We start from the raw sequence: 16644 nt of genomic DNA, 5'->3' as shown, positions 1-16644 counted from the left end.
CTCATAAAGTTAGAAATCTGAGTTTAATTTAGACCAATTACATTAAACATCTGATGAAAGTTGAAATATCTAAGGTGATTCGTCTGGTTTATGTGTAATTTTACTACAACTTATGCCAAAAACTGTAGGGTAAGATCAAACAATGCTGTAAATAGATTGTTATCTTCCAACGAGAAATATAATCATTTCTATCCTTTTATATAAGCCCTGCAGGCGAGTTTTTTCCTATTTCATTGATAGGTGGGAGCCGAAAGCGGTTGTTCAAGGCGTATACTATTAACGTTGGAATCGAGTGAGCCATGGCGCGTAATTGCTGACACCTGCTGTACAACAAGGTCGACAAAGGTATACTCGGGTTCCTTTTTACGTGGAGTTTGGCCCTGACCCCAGGTGTCTGATATTAGGAAAATAGAGCGAAAATCATGCAGCAATACATCGATTTTGTTACAAGTAATGCCATTTTGTCTTTGGTATGGGTTGGTTTGGTGGTAGCCATCATTGCGTCTTATGTGAAGCAGAAGACGTCAGGCTATAGCGTTGTGAACCCGAATGAGGCTACCAGCATGGTAAACCGTGAAAACGGTGTGTTCGTCGATATCCGCAGCCGTGACGAGTACCGCCAGGGTCACATTGCGGGCGCGCTTCACATTTTGCCAGGCCAAATTAAAGAACAGAACTTTTCAGAGCTTGAAAAGCATAAAACTGCCCCAATCATTGTGGTATGCAAGACAGGTCAGACAGCACAAGAGAGTGCCAACCTGTTACACCAAGCCGGCTTTGAAAACGTTAATTTACTGAAAGATGGCCTGATTTCTTGGAATGAAGCCAATCTGCCGTTAGTTCGCAGTAAATCGAACAAAGGCAAGAAGTAATATTCTTGCTGCCAAGGTAAGCGCATCTTCCGGTTGCGTTACAGGCTAAGATCCCATTAGTGCAGCGCGTGATGATTATCATGGTTGCGAGTATTTATGATCTCATGTGATGAGAAATAAGAAAGAAAAGGACATTAAAATGGCTGAAGCAGCAAACAACGAAGCGCAACAGAACTTCCAAATCCAGCGTATCTTCCTGAAAGACGTTTCTTTTGAGGCTCCAAACTCTCCAGATATGTTCCAGAAAGAGTGGAACCCTGATGTGAAACTGGATCTGGATACTCAAAGCCGCGAGCTAGGCGAAGGTGTATTTGAAGTTATTCTTCGTCTGACTGTAACAGTGAAAAATGCTGAAGAAACAGCATTCCTTTGCGAAGTTCAGCAAGGCGGTATCTTCACAGTGTCTGGTATGGAAGCGCCTCAGCTGGCTCACTGCCTAGGTGCGTTCTGCCCGAATATCCTATTCCCATATGCACGTGAGACAATCTCTAGCCTAGTAGTTAAGGGTACGTTCCCGCAGCTTAACCTGGCTCCAGTGAACTTTGACGCGCTGTTCATGAACTACCTTCAGAACCAAGCGCAAGCGAACCCTGAAAATACAGAAGCTTAATTAGCTGATTAGTCGTTATGAATCAAAGCGTAGATAAAGTAATCACGATGACAGTGCTGGGTGCCGGTTCTTACGGTACCTCATTGGCAATCTCTCTGGCCCGTAATGGTGCAAATGTCATCCTTTGGGGGCATGAACCGACGCATATGGCGCAGCTTGAGGTGGACCGGGCTAACGAAGCGTTTTTGCCGGGCGTCCCGTTTCCTGACTCGCTGATTGTGTCGGCCGATCTGGAATCTGCCGTAAAAGCTAGTCAGGATTTGTTGGTGGTAGTGCCGAGCCATGTATTTGGTGAGGTGCTGTCGAATGTGAAGCCTTTCCTGCGCGATGACTCGCGAATTTGCTGGGCGACTAAAGGCCTTGAGCCGGAAACCGGTCGCTTGCTGAAAGATGTGGCTATCGATGCCTTGGGCGAAGGCGTGCCGCTGGCTGTCTTGTCCGGCCCGACGTTTGCTAAGGAGCTGGCGGCTGGCTTGCCAACCGCGATTGCGGTTTCATCTCCGGATGAGGTGTTTGTCCGCGAGCTGCAGGAGAAAATTCACTGCAGCAAGACTTTCCGTGTATATAGCAATACCGATTTTATTGGTATGCAACTGGGCGGCGCGGTGAAGAACGTGATTGCCATCGGTGCCGGTATGTCGGATGGCATCGGTTTTGGTGCCAATGCCCGTACCGCACTGATCACGCGTGGCTTGGCGGAAATGTGTCGTCTTGGAGCTGCGCTGGGTGCTCAGCCGGAAACCTTTATGGGTATGGCTGGCTTGGGTGATTTGGTGCTGACCTGTACCGATAACCAGTCGCGCAACCGCCGCTTTGGTCTGGCTCTGGGTCAGGGCAAGTCGGTTGATACCGCCCAGGAAGAAATTGGCCAGGTGGTTGAAGGTTATCGCAATACCAAAGAAGTTTGGGTGCTTTCCCGGCGTCTTGGTGTTGAAATGCCGATCACTGAGCAGATTTATCAGGTACTTTATCAGGATAAAGATGCTCGTGAAGCAGCCAAAGATCTGTTGGCTCGCGAGAAAAAAGACGAATAACGGCTATTTTCTTGACCATGAGGAAATCCGTTTGGGTGTAACCTCGGTGGATAGAAATGCTGATGAGATAAGACAACGTGAGCGATATGCTCGCGTTGTTTTTTTTTCTGCGCAGGTTACAGTTAAACAGATAGCTAAACTGAATGATTGGATAATAAGAGGGTGATGTGAGGGAATGTCAACAACATGAGGTCTGGCAGGCGATCACGCGGGAAGCGCGAGCGCAGTCAGAGCAGGAGCCGATGTTAGCCAGCTTTTATCATGCCACTATTATCAAGCATGACAACCTGGCTGCGGCACTCAGTTTTATTCTTGCCAATAAACTGGCGACACCATCAATGCCAGCCATGGCTGTGCGTGAAGTGATTGAGGAAGCATTTACAGCCGATTGTATGATCACTGAATCGGCTGCCTGTGATATCCGGGCGGTTGTCGAGCGGGATCCGGCGGTAGGCATGTATTCGATCCCTCTGTTGTATTTGAAAGGCTACCATGCACTACAGGGTTACCGGGTTGCCAATTGGCTCTGGAAGCAAAAACGCATTGCCTTGGCTGTTTACCTGCAAAACCAGATTTCGGTGGCTTGTCAGGTTGATGTGCATCCGGCCGCTACTATCGGCCAGGGGATCATGTTTGACCATGCGACCGGCATTGTGATCGGTGAAACTGCAGTGATTGAGAATGATGTTTCTATTTTGCAGGATGTCACTTTGGGTGGTACAGGTAAAGAAAGTGGTGACCGTCATCCTAAGATCCGTGAAGGGGTGATGATCGGTGCCGGTGCCAAAATCCTGGGTAATATTGAGGTTGGTGAAGGGGCGAAAATTGGCTCTTGTTCTGTTGTCCTCAACGCGGTTCCGCCGCACACGACAGTGGCTGGTGTACCGGCGAAAATTGTTGGCCGCCCGAGCAGTGAAAAACCAGCGATGGATATGGACCAGCAGTTCAATGGGACATCCCAGACTTTTACTGCCGGTGATGGAATTTAAGTGTTATCCGGAACACAGATTTAAAAAAGCGAGAGTTTAGGCTCTCGCTTTTTGTTTTATGAGTCGCTTGCTTCTATATCGCGCCTTTGAAACCTAATTGTCGCCATGCCTCATAGCCAATGATGGCGGCAGCATTAGAAAGGTTCAGACTACGGCTGTCCGGGTGCATAGGGATACGCAGACGCTGCTCTAGTGGCAGGCTTTCAATGAACTCGGCAGGCAGGCCTCGGGTTTCCGGGCCGAACAAAAGCACATCGCCTTCCTGGAACTGGGCATTGGTATGGAAGTTGGTGGTTTTAGTGGTACAGGCAAAGATTCGGCGATCGCCCATTTTTGCCATGAAAGCATCGAAGTTTTTATGGCGCTGGACATGTGCCAGATCGTGGTAGTCCAAGCCGGCACGGCGCAGCTTTTTCTCTTCCAGATCAAAACCGAGTGGTTCAATCAGGTGCAGGTTGGCGCCGCAGTTGGCGCACAGGCGGATGATGTTGCCGGTATTCGGGGCGATTTCAGGTTCGTACAGGGCGATATCAAACATAATGGTGGCTTCAGCTCGAAAATTTGCTCTATTGTAGCGAAAAAGCCGGGTGATCAGACAGTCACTTATCTGAACGCCCGGCTTTAGCGTTTGGTTGAGGTAATCATTTATTGTGTCAGGGGTAAGGTAATGCTGATCTTCAGGCCGCCAAGAGGACTGCGGCTGGCCTGGATCGTTCCGCTATGCTGGCGGATGGCACTTTCAGTGATAGCCAGCCCTAACCCGGTACCGCCGCTGCGACGGTCGCGCGCGGCCGAAACCCGGTAGAAGGGGCGAAAAATATCATTCAGTTCTTCATCCGGTACGCCTTCCCCATTGTCGTCTATCTCGATAGAGAGTATCTCGTTCTTGGGCGTGAAGGTGACCTCAATGATATCGTTGCCATATTTGATGGCATTACGGATCACGTTTTCCAGCGCACTGATCAGTAGGTTGGGGTTACCGCTGATCGGCCATTCTTCCAGCGGCGTGTAGCTTAGCTGCTTGCTATTTTGCTCGGCTTCGAAGCGGGCATCTTCCAGCATTTCATACCACAGGCTACGGGCATCAGCGTGCTCGCGCTGCTCATGACTGTTGACCTGCATTCGCGAGAGCTCCAATAGTTCACTGATCATTTTTTCCAGTCGCTCGGCTTCGGTGTCGATGCGGTTAAGCTCTTTGCTTTCCCCTTGTTTGCGCTGTGTCAGGGCTGTGGCCATCCGCAGCCGGGTCAGCGGTGATCGCAGTTCATGGGAAATATCGGAAAGCAGTCGTTGTTGGCCGCTGATCATTTGATTGATGGCCTGAACCATTTGATTAAAGCTGGCTCCCGCCTGTTTGAACTCTCGCGGACCGGATTCCAGCTTTGGATCCGCTTCAAATTCTCCGGTGGCAACACGCTCGGCCGCTTCTTGTAGGCGACGGGCCGGGATGCTGATTGCCCAGGCCAGCCATAGCAAAAGAGGGGTACTGATTAACATTGTCAGTAACAGGAGCTGGAAAGGTTTATCGAGGATCTGGATGAAGAACGGCGGCGGCTGGCGCCATATCCGGCCGATATACATCAGAATGGTTTGCTGTTGATCGGTGACAGCAAATGGGCCTGCCATCATCCAGCGGCCGTAAAGTTTTTGCCTTGGCGTGTCCGGGCTATCGGCCATCGTAATGAAATTACGCAGGGCTTTGTTGCGACCGCCCGGGCTGATGATTTCTCCTTCGATCGTTGTGAAGTAAAGCTGAAAGCCTTGATGGCGCTTGTGATCAGCAAAACGACGAAGTTTATCTTCCAGCGAGCCTCTGCTGTAGGTGATTTTATCTGAAATGTTGAGCGCAGAGTCCTGGAATCGCTTAAGTTGTGGTTCCGGAATTGTATGCTGTGAGCGCGGATCGAGGTTTGGCAGCAATAAGAGCACAAGTACGATGATCAGCAGCGTTAACCAGAAGGTGGCAAAAATCCGTCCGTACAGGCTGGAAAAGCGGGGCAGTTTCATGAAGCCCTCCTTGTTGATACGCACAACTGGGCTTGAAGGGATAGGAATGTTGTCAGAATAGGCAGTGGCATCAGATCTCCTCTACCAGCAGGTAGCCTTTGCCGCGCAAGGTTTTAATTCGCGGTTTGCCATCGCTCCGTACGGGCAGCTTTTTCCGCAAGTTGGATACATGCATGTCGATAGCCCGGTCAAACTGTGCCAGGCGCTTGCCCAACACTTCCAGGCTGAGCTCATGTTTAGAAATGATCTGGCCGGGGTGCTGGATAAAATAGCTCAGCAGGGCCAGCTCGGTGCCCGTCATATCAATAGCCTGGTCGTTGCAGTGCACCTCCTGTCGCCCCGGATAGATATTAATATCCTGATAGGTCAGGCAATCTGGGGATTGGCGGTGATCACTGTCGGTGTGTTGAGTCCGGCGCAGGATGGCACGCATCCGGGCCAGCAGCTCCCGATCGCTGAAAGGCTTCGGTAGGTAGTCATCGGCTCCCAGTTCCAGTCCCAGTACCCGGTCGATTTCCTCGCCTTTCGCTGTCAGCATCAATACTGGCGTGCTGTGCTGTTCGCGTAGTTTACGGAGCATTTCAGTGCCGTTCATTTTCGGCATCATGACATCAAGCAGGATCAGGTCGATGCTGTCATCGACTTTGCTTAGCCCCTGCTCGCCATTGTTTGCTTCAATGATCTCGAAGCCTTCCATCTCAAGGATGTCCGTTAACAGTGCAGTAAGTTCAGTGTCATCATCGACGAGCAGAATTTTTGCCATATTACCACCTTATGCATCTGGTTGCCTTTGCGGGGAGGCGTGTTAAGATTAATGGGATAGCTCCAGTATCGCTAATCTCCTCTTTTCAGCCAAGCTTTCAAAAGTTGGCTTTACGCAGTTTTACGTTTGGCAGACAGCACTTTACCTAGCAGGGATTATTCTAGACTTATACCTGCTGACGGAAACTGGAGAACAATCATGACAAAATTTAAGAAAACAGTGTTAATTGCAATCGCTCTTCCTTTCGCATTGGGCTCGGCGAGCGTACTGGCTTACGGTGGAGGCCATAAAGGCGGACACCATGGTTATCAAGATGGCCGAGGAGGTTGTGGTAATTTCGATGGCCGCGAGATGTTCCGTGATTTGGATCTGACTGATGAGCAGCGTGACCAGGTGCGGGATTATCGCCGAGCTAATCGTGATGCGATGCGCACTGAGTACCGTGAGCATTTTGACAGCATGCGTGGTTATCACCAGCAGATGCAGAACCTGATGCTGGCTGAAAACTTTGATGAAAATGCAGTACGTGCTTTGGCTAAGCAGATGTCAGACCAACAAATAGAGCACCGTGTCGCTATGCTGCAAAAACGCCATGAAATGCTGAAAGTCCTGACTCCGGCTCAAAAAGAAAAATTTAAACAGTTACAGCAGGATCGCCGATCGCACTGTGAAGGACGCTGGGCTGACGATGACCAGTAAGCTTTTTCGGATGACTGAAGCCGCAACTTAGGTTGCGGCTTTTTTGTGGTTTTGAAACTTTGAACTGGTATGAAATTCATATTTTCTGTCATTTTTTGTTATTAATTTTCATCATAAAACAGCTATACTGCGGGATATTGCCCAGTGAGTGCTCATGAACAGGCGTGATTATCATGGATGAAAACACCCAGCCACCACGGTTATCACTCTCCCTCATGCACGGCTGGTGGCTCTGATGACAGGATATATACTTAAGGTATGACTCTATTTTGGCTGCTTGCAGTTAGTTGTTTGCCAGGTCGTCAACCAGAATGCTAACAGTTTCGTTTCATATCCGTTGTCAATTCAGGCAAAAGTCACGTGGTTGGCTGAAGTCCGAAGTGATCGTGATGTGAATCAACAAAATTTTTTATCAAAATTGTAATACTCCTACATTAGTAGGAAAGTTACAGTTTACACGAGCATAAGCACAATATATCGGCTTATGGTGCCAAGCGGGGGAACCTTGGTAACTCGTGTCGGATTTGAATTTTCATTTCCCAAAGTCAGAGGGTAACCATGATTAAAAAGATTGGTGTATTGACCAGTGGTGGTGACGCACCTGGTATGAATGCGGCGATTCGCGGTGTTGTGCGTGCTGCATTGTCTGAAGGCCTGGAAGTTTATGGTGTATATGACGGCTATCAGGGCCTACACCAGAACCGTATTGAGAAGCTGACTCGCTCAAGCGTATCAGATGTGATCAATAAAGGTGGTACTTTCTTGGGTTCAGCACGTTTTCCTGAATTTAAAGATGAGAAAGTGCGTACTCAGGCAATTGAGAACCTGAAAATCCACGGCATCGACGCATTGGTTGTGATCGGTGGTGACGGTTCTTACATGGGTGCGAAAAAGCTGACTGAGATGGGTTATCCGTGTATAGGCCTTCCAGGCACGATCGATAACGATGTAGCAGGTACTGATTATACAATTGGTTACCTGACGGCAATGAATACCGTTATTGATGCGATTGACCGTCTACGTGACACGTCTTCTTCTCACCAGCGTATTTCTATCGTCGAAGTCATGGGCCGCCACTGTGGCGATCTTACCCTGATGTCTGCGATTGCTGGTGGCTGTGAATATATCATCACACCAGAAACCGGTTTGAACAAAGAAGAGCTGCTGGCGAAGATCAAAGAAGGTATCTACAAAGGCAAGAAGCACGCAATCATTGCATTGACAGAGCTGATGACCGATGCCAATGAGCTGGCTAAGTACATCGAAGATGAAACTGGTCGTGAAACTCGTGCAACTGTACTGGGTCACATCCAGCGTGGCGGTCAGCCAACGGCATTCGACCGTATCCTGGCTTCACGTATGGGTGCTTATGCGGTTGAGTTGTTGCTGAAAGGTGAAGGTGGTCGTTGTGTGGGTATCCAGAACGAGCAAATGGTTCACCACGACATCATCGATGCGATTGAGAACATGAAACGTCCAGTTCGTAAAGACTTGTACGATTTAGCTGATAAGCTGTTCTAAGCACAGCTTATTCTCTAAATAGCTTGATTGAAAAACCGGCCTGATGGCCGGTTTTTTAATATCGGTATATATCATGCTGTTACTTTCCGTTAGATATCTATGTTGACCATCAACCGGTGGGTTATCAAATACGTTTCCTTACAGGAGCATCGTGCCCGACAAGTGAAAAAGCCAGGTCAAAGGCTATCGGCCGATATGGAATACCGAAGAAAGTGGTTTTTGATGACAGCCATTCCAATGCGTTAGTTTTGCATCATATCAATGTGTAAGGTGGAAGTGTAAGGTGGAAATCAGACGAAGGAGAAAGGGGGACAATCACTGGTGTTGAGTTGTAGTCGGTGAATAAAAATGGGCAGTTCGCCCCCTGAAAAAAGCGCGTTAACTATTTAGCGCGCTTTCGGTGATGTGTGATTAATTATCGATTCTGATTAAAGTAAATTGTTTTATTGGAATTTCCTTTTTGAATATATCCCGCAATGAGGAGATCCAGATCGCCATCATTATCCAGGTCACCTAGCGCGGACTTGTTGTTATAGGAGCTGGTGCCCTCTATCTTCTGGCCGTCGAGGAAGTTTCCTGTGCCATCATTGATCATGATCGCTGCGATGGAAGACTGTGCTGTTGCTATATCCAGGTCGCCATCATTATCTATATCGCCTAAAACGGTTTCCATATAAGTGCGATGGCTCATTTTTTGTTCACTGTAGGTGAACTTACCCTTGCCATCATTGAGGTAGGCTCGATCTGAATTAGATGGGACTATATCCAGGTGACCGTCTCCATTCACATCGCCAAGACCATAAGAAGATGTATGTGTAGACCCGCCACCTAATTTTTGTCCGCTATCGCGAAGATTGCCCTTGCCATCATTAAGGAGAACGTAATCTTTCACGGATGCTCCCCCAATATTCCCCACAAAAACGTCCAAGTACCCGTCTTCATTCATATCACCCAGGGCGATAGACTTTGTATTTTTGTCGGTGCCATAAGGAGTAGCGATATGGGTCATCTTTCCCTGACCATCATTAATGTAGATCTTATCATGTGCTTTGCCTGAATTTCCTTCGACAATATCGAGATAGCTGTCCCCATTCATATCGCCCAGTGCGATAGAGGCGGTATTATTATTGCCCGATACTCCCTTGATGTCAGTGAAGTTCCCTCGGCCATCATTGAAGTAGATGTAATTAACATTTCCATCGTCTGAAAAGCGGGCACTATTTCCCGCCACAATGTCCAGATGGCCGTCTCCATTCATATCACCCAAGGCGATAGAGGTCGTGTGATTTTTACCCAGTCTTTGCCCGCTGTCGGTGAACTTGCCCGTGCCATCATTAAGGAAGATATAATTGGGTTCATTGTATGCATTCGCTTGGACAATATCGAGAAAGCCATCGCCATTTACATCACCAAGGGCGACTGCTTCAACAGAGCCAGTATCGCTAAACCTTTGACCACTATCAACAAAAACGCCGCTGCCTTTTGGGCGTTCCTCTAAGTACACCAGTTTATTTACCACATCCAGTGGCGACAAGGTTAGCGTTAACTCGGCTATGCTGCCCTCTTTCTCAATCTTAACTTTGTGTTCACCCGCAAGGAGATGGGTTTTCAGTGAAGAGGTACTGTACTCACTGCCCGTTAGGCCAATCAATTTATCGTCGATATAAACTTTAGCCCCTTTGGCCATTGTCAGATCGCTGTGCTGAACGTTTAGCATCAGGCTGGCCAAAATATGACCATGAATACGATGCGAGGCATCCACACTTAATTTACAGCTCAGGTTTTGGTTAATGCCTACATCGACGAAGAAAGTGCACGAAGCCAGTGGCATTTCATTGTATTGGTTATCCTGGCTCTTTGGATAAAAAGTAAGATAAGCCGATACCCGCTCTTGCCCCTGAGTATCAAATCGCAATGGTGTGCCATCTGTGCTGATGTACCGGTCATTCTCTTCATGGAAAAATCGCAACGTTTCTTGCGTTTCAGTGCTTGAAGACAGGCGCAGAACCATAGCCAATTTTTCAGCACCACCCACACGTTCAACCAAGGCTTGCGGCACAGTGAAATTAAATTTGCTGGTGTTGTCATGATCATTAATATTAAGGCGAAAATCGACATCGGCTTGCAAAGGAATTAAGTTTACTTCGCTGGCTTCACCTGAATGAAGATTAATGACAGTGTCTGCCTGTTGGATCACTCCAACTAACCGATTGTCATCGTACAGGTTTAATGCCAGTGGATAATCGCCTTCTTTGTAGGCTAGGGTGATTTCACTTAAACCGGTTTCTTTGTTGAGATCGAAAATTAATTCATCTCCGTCGCCAATCGCAATACCGAGTTTCGGATTGTTCAGGCTTTTCAGTTCTTCAGCCGGATAACTGAAGTTTAGTTTGGATAGACCCCCGATATCATCTAAGTTGATAAGTGTATCCCCGAGGTGCGGTTGCAGTTTTAGATCAACAATCAGGGGCTGGTTATGAACGACATCAACAGCGAGGGATTGCGCTGTATATTGATGACCATTGTGTTCCAGCAGCACAACAAAGTCATAATTACCTGGTTCAAGTGCCAAAGTTCGGTGAGAAACCACTGTACCGTCTGATTTAAGCGTCAGCGGCCATTCCAGCTGTCGAGTCTGATTGTTCAGGGTATCTGTGATTGTCATCTTTCCCTTGTAACGGATATCTGTCGTCGGCGCATCCGCTGCCGTAACATTCTCAAAGCTCCGCGCATGACGTTTTTGAATTTGAGGGGCTGCTGTTTGAGACCGTTCAAAAAATTGTGCGGCGAACGTGGGATTGAATTGCACTTTCTGTTGAAGTTCTTGAAATTGTTCAATATTTTCTGGGTTAGGCGTAGGATTATCATTACCCCCTCCGCAACCAGTCATCGTAAGTACAAGCGCCAAAGTGATTAGCACTTTGTTTATATCAAGCATCTAGTTATAACTCCAAGTTATATGTTATGAAATTTTCGCAATGATACTTGATTGGTATGCTTTATATCATGTTGTTAACCATCTTATTTTTCACACAATATCTCACTTTATGACAAAATCTGGTTTTGTCATAAAGTGAAGTGCTGAGTTATTATCTCTGTCATCACTCACTCCCTTTTGCACAATGATCTTTCAACCATCAATAATGGATTATTAAATACGTCCCTTACTGGAGCATCGTGCTCGACAAGTGAAAAGCCAGTTGTATATAAAAGTCAGTGCGCTTGTTATTAAATCGGTCAGATTATTATTCAGTTTGGGATAAGTAGATGAGATTCCTATCCCTATGGGTATCAGAGACTAAAAAGGCCACCCGGAGGTGACCTTTATCGCGATCATTACATCAGGTAATGATTATTTTTTTGCTTCAGCTGCTGCTTTTGCGATAGCTGCAAAGCTTGCTGCGTCTAGCGCTGCGCCGCCAACTAGAGCACCGTCGATGTCTGGCTGTGCGAAGTATGCTGCTGCGTTTTCTGGTTTAACAGAACCGCCGTACTGGATTACAACGTTCTTAGCAACTTCTTCACTTTGCTCTGCGATGTGAGCACGGATAGCTGCATGGATGCGCTGTGCATCATCAGCTGTCGCTGCTTTACCAGTACCGATTGCCCAAATTGGTTCGTAAGCGATGATTGCACCGTTTAGTGCTTCAACACCTTGTGTTTTAATTACAGCATCGATTTGACGAGCACAAACTGCAACAGTTTCACCAGCTTCGTTTTGTGCTTCTGATTCACCGATACAAAGAACAGGAGTCAGGCCGTGCTCTTTCAGGAAGGCAAATTTCTTAGCGACGAACTCGTCTGATTCGCTGTGGTATTCACGACGCTCAGAGTGACCGATGATGATGTGGCTTGCACCGAAGTCTTTCAGCATTTCAGGAGAGATGTCACCAGTGAATGCGCCGCTAGCGTTTACGTCAACGTTCTGTGCACCAAGAATGATTTTGCTCTCACCTTTGCCGATTAGCTGCTCAGCCAGGTCTAGGTACATTGCTGGTGGAGCTACTGCTACGTCAACACCTTCAACACCTTTAAGTTCAGCATCAAGGCCCTTAAGTAGGTTAGATACCATTTCCTTGCTACCGTTTAGCTTCCAGTTACCCATAACCACAGGATGGCGCATAGCTTTTCTCCAAATCAATTTGATGTAAAAAATAATACCAAAAAGCGTAATTCTCTGATCTGCTCAGACAACTATGCTGTTTGGTATCCAGCCATTTTGTAAAAATATAACAGTTTAAGTTGATATTTTTACTGTCCAAAATCATTTCTGTGCTTGGTTGTACCTTTTTCATCGTCAAAAGTGAACTCCTTGCTTGGAATATTTTTAAATATTTCATTTTGCCCGGAGATTAAGACGAAAAAAGACAGTGATCGATGATTGAAATATAGTCTATTTGTTTGGCTTGTCAGCAGTTGTTCGGGTAAGTTGACCATGCAGTTATACAAATGTGCTGTATTTTCAATTACTCACAGTGTGTTATTCGCATCATGGAGGAAGTTGTGCCAAATCTTGTTATGGAATACGCCGATCCCGTTGCTGAGCGCGTCAATGTGCCGGGGTTACTGGAAGATTTACACCTGGTCTTGCTGTCATGTGGTTTGTTTGAGGACAACTCAGTAAAGTCCCGCAGCTATCCCTGCCATACATGGCTGGTGGGGCCGGAAGGTGATTTGAAGACCTTTATTCATATTGAACTGCGCATGCTATCTGGTCGCAGCGCAGAGCAAAAACGGTCGTTGTCCCGAAGCCTGATGACGGTATTGGAACAGCATGCCAGTACGATTCATAGCCTCACGGTGGATATCAGCGATATGGATCGCGAGAGCTTTCTCAAAACCTCGCATTGATGTCGCACGCGATACTCAGTTCTTTTCGAGGGCGCTGGTGATGTTGGTATAAACGCTAGTTTTGCTGATCAACTGGGCCGGTCACATCACTTTTACTCTGTGGCTGCGGTCGAACAAAAGGTTTGATCTCAGCCTGATGCGCAGTCAAAGAGTCTGGATCATTTAGGGCCAGGGCAAAGCGTTTGAGCTGATTTTGCAGTTCTGCCATCAGCAGGATGTTGGTGTGGTTCGGGTTTTTTCCTTTGTCGATAACCTGGTTGATGTGGCTCATTTGGGCGCGCAGCCGTGGTTGCATGTCTTCACTGGCATTATTAATGATTTCTTCGCTCATGGATAACCGGAGTGCTTCCAGATCTTCTGGGGCTTGCTCAGCCATGCGTTTCAGTTCGTCAAACGGTGGTAATGTTTGCATCAGACGTTACCCCTCATAATATCTCAAAATATGCGCATGCATGTTTATGCGCTTTGCTTGGCAATCACGCTATATACGCAATGTGCTTAATAAGAGTTATGTTGTTAAAGTTAGTTAGCCAGGCCGTGGTCGACTGGCTCATTTTTGAGATAGAGAGGAATTGGCGAGGGAAAATGGGTTCCCGAATTGCGGGTGCCCGCCAAGCGGCGGGCGAGGATGTTTACCAGTAGTGTTCCATGGTGATTTGGCCAGCTTTGCGGCGAAGGTTTTTGGTAAAGCCCATTGTCTCAAGGATGGCTTTGGTTTCTTTGACCATCTCCGGATTACCGCACAACATGATCTGGCTTTGATCGGGGTGGAGTGTCAGGCCGATATGGCGTTCCAGCATACCGTCGGCAATTGCCTGGGGAATTCGTCCCGGTAATGACAGCGGGGCTGGTTCGCGGCTAACGAAGGGCTGGACAATCAGCTGTTCAGGGTAGCGTTCCAGTAAGTCATTGATTTCACCTTGGTAGCTGAGATCAGCGGAATAACGGACCGCATGGATCAGAACAACTTTACGGAACCTGCGCCAGACATCGGACTCGCGCAGGATAGAGAGGTAGGGGCCAATAGCCGTACCGGTTGCCAGCATCCACAGGTGTTCACTGTCGGGTATTTCGTTGAGGGTGAAAAAGCCATTGGCTCGGGCTGAGATCAGTACCGTATCACCGGCGTCGAGTCCATGCAGACGCGGAGAAAGCAGGCCGTCGGCCACCCGAGTGGCGTAGATTTCGATATTGCTGTCGCTGGGCGGGTTGACGAAGGAGTAGGCTCGCTGGACCATTTTCCCATCTATTTCCAGTCCTAGCTTGGTAAACTGCCCGGCCTTGAAGGGCTCGATATTGGCGCGTAGGACAAGACTAAACAAATCACTGTTCCAGTGACGATTGGTGATAACCTCTGCAGGGATCCAGTCAGCCATAATATTCTCCTAGTCTATTTTTTGTATTCGATAAGCGCAGCGCCTCTCTCCGGCAATAATGTGTTCATCTCTCACTACCTGGAATTCGCTGCCGACCAGGCGTTGGAAGACAGCAAGTTCAGAGTTGCATAATGAAGGGCAGCGATTGGCGGCATGGCAAATCGGGCAGTGGTTTTCTACCAGAATGAAGTCATTCCCATCTTGGGATAGCTCGGCCATGTAGCCTTCCTGCTCCCTCAGTGTAGTCAGTTTTTCTAGTTTTTCTTTTATATTTACGCAGTTGGCTAATGCTTTTTGGTATTGTTCAAAGGTCTGATTCTCCCGGCGTTCGACCACCTGGCTCAATCCGCTGCTACCAAAAAGCTCCTCGACAGAATCAAGCATTTGAATAATAAATTCGCCATGGCGGTCAGCAAAACGGCGATGCCCTTTGCCGGTGAGAGCCCAGTGCCGAGTCGGTCGACCGACCTTAGCCCTGATATCTTCATAATCAACCAGGCCTTCTTCTTCTAGCCCTTGCATGTGCTGGCGCACGCCCATAGTGGTGAGTTTGAATTCCTCGGCCAGCATTTTGGCAGTCACCGGGCCGTCTCGTTTCATGCGGTAGAGTATTTTGTCGATGGTTTTCATAGTTACTGCTTTTTTCTTCACCATTTTTATTATGTAGTCAGCGAAGTAAATAAAGCAACTACCTTACAAAGTAAAGTTTGGCGGGTCACACCGGGTCGGTAACAAAGGGGATGGTATTTTCCGTGAATGGAAGAGGAAAAAGGCGCGCTAGTTTACGCGCCTTGATAAAGCTATAACGGGAGAGATTACAGGATATGGCTTTTGATGGCGTCGTCCTTGCGCTCCAGGTAATGGGTTGATTTAATGCGGCGGATAGTACGGCATTTGCCGCGGATAAGGAGGGTTTCCGTGGTCGCGATGTCACCCTGGCGGCTGATCCCATCCAGCAGATCACCCTTAGTGATACCTGTGCCGGCAAAAATGACGTTGTCGCTCTGTGCCATGTCTTCCATACGCAAGACAGTATTTGGCTCTATGCCCATTTCGCGGCAGCGGTTGATTTCAGTCTGGCCCAGTTCACGGTTCGTTTCTGTATCGCCTTTAACCTGATGGCGAGGCAGAAGACGACCTTGCATATCACCGCCCAGTGCGCGGATAGCCGCTGCTGAGACCACCCCTTCCGGCGCACCGCCGATGCAGTACATAACGTCAACTTCGCTGTCTGGCATACAAGTCAGGATCGATGCCGCTACATCACCGTCTGGGAAGGCATAGACGCGGACACCCATAGCCTGCATCTGGTTAATCACTTCATCGTGACGAGGCTTAGCCAGAGTAGTAATAACCAGGTTGCTCAGGGGTTTTCCTAAGATGGCAGCAATGTGCTCTAGGTTTTCAGCTAATGGGCGGCTCAGGTCGATGCTACCTTTTGCTGCCGGGCCGACAACCAGTTTTTCCATGTACATGTCTGGTGCCTTGAGGAAAGAACCTTTCTCGCCTGCAGCCAGTACAGCCAGGGCATTATTCTGGCCCATTGCGGTCATGCGGGTACCTTCGATAGGGTCAACTGCGATATCAACCGCATCGCCACCGGTTCCAACTTTCTCACCGATGTACAGCATAGGCGCTTCATCAATCTCGCCTTCGCCAATAACAATCTCCCCGTCAATTTCAGTCTGGTTCAGCAGGGTGCGCATAACTTCAACGGCTGCGCCATCAGCGGCGTTTTTGTCGCCGCGGCCAAGCCATTTGTAGCCAGCCAGTGCTGCACCTTCAGTGACACGGGAAAATGCCATTGCTAAATCGCGTTTCATGGTTACTCCGGAAAATGAAAATCAGTGGGCAATAAATTCTGGCCGCGATTCTATCACAGCTTATAGTAAACGTTTGCGTAAAATATGTTTTCGCAGAAA

The 16644-nt window shown here is 48.0% G+C and carries 16 protein-coding genes; 7 read left to right on the top strand and 9 right to left on the bottom strand.

The window, feature by feature from the left end; translation table 11 throughout:
• Positions 1–422 precede the first annotated feature (422 nt).
• The 4 genes from Q0852_RS08525 (at position 423) to cysE (ending at position 3505) form a co-directional block, all read left to right on the top strand.
• Positions 423–872 carry a rhodanese-like domain-containing protein gene (locus Q0852_RS08525; RefSeq protein WP_299016988.1) on the top strand — a complete coding sequence of 150 codons (450 nt, stop codon included), beginning with the start codon at positions 423–425 and terminating at the stop codon, positions 870–872.
• A gap of 139 nt (positions 873–1011) precedes the next feature.
• On the top strand, positions 1012–1482 hold the full coding sequence (gene secB / locus Q0852_RS08520; protein ID WP_299016985.1) for a protein-export chaperone SecB: 471 nt from the start codon (positions 1012–1014) through the stop codon (positions 1480–1482).
• Positions 1483–1499: 17 nt separating this feature from the next.
• Positions 1500–2516, top strand: coding sequence for an NAD(P)H-dependent glycerol-3-phosphate dehydrogenase (gene gpsA, locus Q0852_RS08515; RefSeq protein WP_299016980.1), 1017 nt, complete (start codon positions 1500–1502; stop codon positions 2514–2516).
• Between the two features lie 167 nt (positions 2517–2683).
• Positions 2684–3505: a serine O-acetyltransferase gene (gene cysE, locus Q0852_RS08510; protein ID WP_299016977.1), complete on the top strand. Its 822-nt coding sequence runs from the start codon at positions 2684–2686 to the stop codon at positions 3503–3505.
• 73 nt (positions 3506–3578) lie between these two features.
• Here cysE and trmL read toward each other — a convergent pair whose 3' ends face one another.
• The 3 genes from trmL to Q0852_RS08495 all read right to left on the bottom strand — a co-directional run bounded on the left by trmL (position 3579) and on the right by Q0852_RS08495 (position 6275).
• Positions 3579–4043 carry a tRNA (uridine(34)/cytosine(34)/5-carboxymethylaminomethyluridine(34)-2'-O)-methyltransferase TrmL gene (gene trmL / locus Q0852_RS08505; protein WP_299016974.1) on the bottom strand — a complete coding sequence of 155 codons (465 nt, stop codon included), beginning with the start codon at positions 4041–4043 and terminating at the stop codon, positions 3579–3581.
• 107 nt (positions 4044–4150) lie between these two features.
• Entirely contained in the window at positions 4151–5512 is a 1362-nt protein-coding gene (cpxA, locus tag Q0852_RS08500; RefSeq protein ID WP_299016971.1) for an envelope stress sensor histidine kinase CpxA, read from the bottom strand.
• Between the two features lie 70 nt (positions 5513–5582).
• Positions 5583–6275, bottom strand: a complete 693-nt coding sequence (locus tag Q0852_RS08495) for a response regulator (protein WP_299016968.1) — start codon at positions 6273–6275, stop codon at positions 5583–5585.
• A gap of 198 nt (positions 6276–6473) precedes the next feature.
• Here Q0852_RS08495 and Q0852_RS08490 point away from each other — a divergent pair, with 198 nt between their 5' ends.
• Entirely contained in the window at positions 6474–6974 is a 501-nt protein-coding gene (locus Q0852_RS08490; protein WP_299016965.1) for a CpxP family protein, read from the top strand.
• A 558-nt stretch (positions 6975–7532) separates the two neighbouring features.
• Entirely contained in the window at positions 7533–8495 is a 963-nt protein-coding gene (gene pfkA, locus Q0852_RS08485; protein WP_299016963.1) for a 6-phosphofructokinase, read from the top strand.
• A gap of 415 nt (positions 8496–8910) precedes the next feature.
• Here the strand turns inward: pfkA and Q0852_RS08480 are convergent, their stop codons facing one another.
• Together Q0852_RS08480 and tpiA are read right to left on the bottom strand one after the other, a co-directional pair.
• The gene (locus Q0852_RS08480) at positions 8911–11433 is read right to left on the bottom strand and encodes a VCBS repeat-containing protein (protein WP_299016960.1); all 2523 of its coding nucleotides are present in this window, start codon (positions 11431–11433) and stop codon (positions 8911–8913) included.
• Positions 11434–11847: 414 nt separating this feature from the next.
• The gene (gene tpiA / locus Q0852_RS08475; protein ID WP_299016956.1) at positions 11848–12618 is read right to left on the bottom strand and encodes a triose-phosphate isomerase; all 771 of its coding nucleotides are present in this window, start codon (positions 12616–12618) and stop codon (positions 11848–11850) included.
• A gap of 380 nt (positions 12619–12998) precedes the next feature.
• Here tpiA and Q0852_RS08470 point away from each other — a divergent pair, with 380 nt between their 5' ends.
• Positions 12999–13346 (top strand): 5-carboxymethyl-2-hydroxymuconate Delta-isomerase, encoded by a 348-nt coding sequence (locus Q0852_RS08470; RefSeq protein WP_299016953.1) that lies wholly within the window; start codon positions 12999–13001, stop codon positions 13344–13346.
• 55 nt (positions 13347–13401) lie between these two features.
• Here the strand turns inward: Q0852_RS08470 and Q0852_RS08465 are convergent, their stop codons facing one another.
• The 4 genes from Q0852_RS08465 to glpX form a co-directional block, all read right to left on the bottom strand.
• Positions 13402–13758 carry a DUF3135 domain-containing protein gene (locus Q0852_RS08465; protein ID WP_299016950.1) on the bottom strand — a complete coding sequence of 119 codons (357 nt, stop codon included), beginning with the start codon at positions 13756–13758 and terminating at the stop codon, positions 13402–13404.
• 220 nt (positions 13759–13978) lie between these two features.
• The gene (locus Q0852_RS08460) at positions 13979–14722 is read right to left on the bottom strand and encodes a ferredoxin--NADP reductase (protein ID WP_299016947.1); all 744 of its coding nucleotides are present in this window, start codon (positions 14720–14722) and stop codon (positions 13979–13981) included.
• Positions 14723–14731: 9 nt separating this feature from the next.
• Positions 14732–15352, bottom strand: coding sequence for a metalloregulator ArsR/SmtB family transcription factor (locus Q0852_RS08455; RefSeq protein ID WP_299016944.1), 621 nt, complete (start codon positions 15350–15352; stop codon positions 14732–14734).
• Between the two features lie 185 nt (positions 15353–15537).
• Positions 15538–16545, bottom strand: a complete 1008-nt coding sequence (gene glpX / locus Q0852_RS08450; RefSeq protein ID WP_299016941.1) for a class II fructose-bisphosphatase — start codon at positions 16543–16545, stop codon at positions 15538–15540.
• Positions 16546–16644 lie beyond the last annotated feature (99 nt).

This window comes from uncultured Photobacterium sp., assembly GCF_947502415.1.
Classification (GTDB): Bacteria; Pseudomonadota; Gammaproteobacteria; order Enterobacterales; family Vibrionaceae; genus Photobacterium.
The sequence above is the reverse complement of the archived record's forward strand: the minus strand, read 5'-3'. Positions and strand labels throughout refer to the sequence as shown.

Coding starts and splice junctions, on each gene's coding strand:
- Q0852_RS08465 (WP_299016950.1), bottom strand. CDS start 13,758: ATGCAAACATTACCACCGTTTGACGAACTGAAACGCATGGCTGAGCAA.
- trmL (WP_299016974.1), bottom strand. CDS start 4,043: ATGTTTGATATCGCCCTGTACGAACCTGAAATCGCCCCGAATACCGGC.
- cpxA (WP_299016971.1), bottom strand. CDS start 5,512: ATGAAACTGCCCCGCTTTTCCAGCCTGTACGGACGGATTTTTGCCACC.
- Q0852_RS08455 (WP_299016944.1), bottom strand. CDS start 15,352: ATGAAAACCATCGACAAAATACTCTACCGCATGAAACGAGACGGCCCG.
- Q0852_RS08460 (WP_299016947.1), bottom strand. CDS start 14,722: ATGGCTGACTGGATCCCTGCAGAGGTTATCACCAATCGTCACTGGAAC.
- secB (WP_299016985.1), top strand. CDS start 1,012: ATGGCTGAAGCAGCAAACAACGAAGCGCAACAGAACTTCCAAATCCAG.
- glpX (WP_299016941.1), bottom strand. CDS start 16,545: ATGAAACGCGATTTAGCAATGGCATTTTCCCGTGTCACTGAAGGTGCA.
- gpsA (WP_299016980.1), top strand. CDS start 1,500: ATGAATCAAAGCGTAGATAAAGTAATCACGATGACAGTGCTGGGTGCC.
- Q0852_RS08495 (WP_299016968.1), bottom strand. CDS start 6,275: ATGGCAAAAATTCTGCTCGTCGATGATGACACTGAACTTACTGCACTG.
- Q0852_RS08525 (WP_299016988.1), top strand. CDS start 423: ATGCAGCAATACATCGATTTTGTTACAAGTAATGCCATTTTGTCTTTG.
- Q0852_RS08480 (WP_299016960.1), bottom strand. CDS start 11,433: ATGCTTGATATAAACAAAGTGCTAATCACTTTGGCGCTTGTACTTACG.
- pfkA (WP_299016963.1), top strand. CDS start 7,533: ATGATTAAAAAGATTGGTGTATTGACCAGTGGTGGTGACGCACCTGGT.
- tpiA (WP_299016956.1), bottom strand. CDS start 12,618: ATGCGCCATCCTGTGGTTATGGGTAACTGGAAGCTAAACGGTAGCAAG.
- Q0852_RS08490 (WP_299016965.1), top strand. CDS start 6,474: ATGACAAAATTTAAGAAAACAGTGTTAATTGCAATCGCTCTTCCTTTC.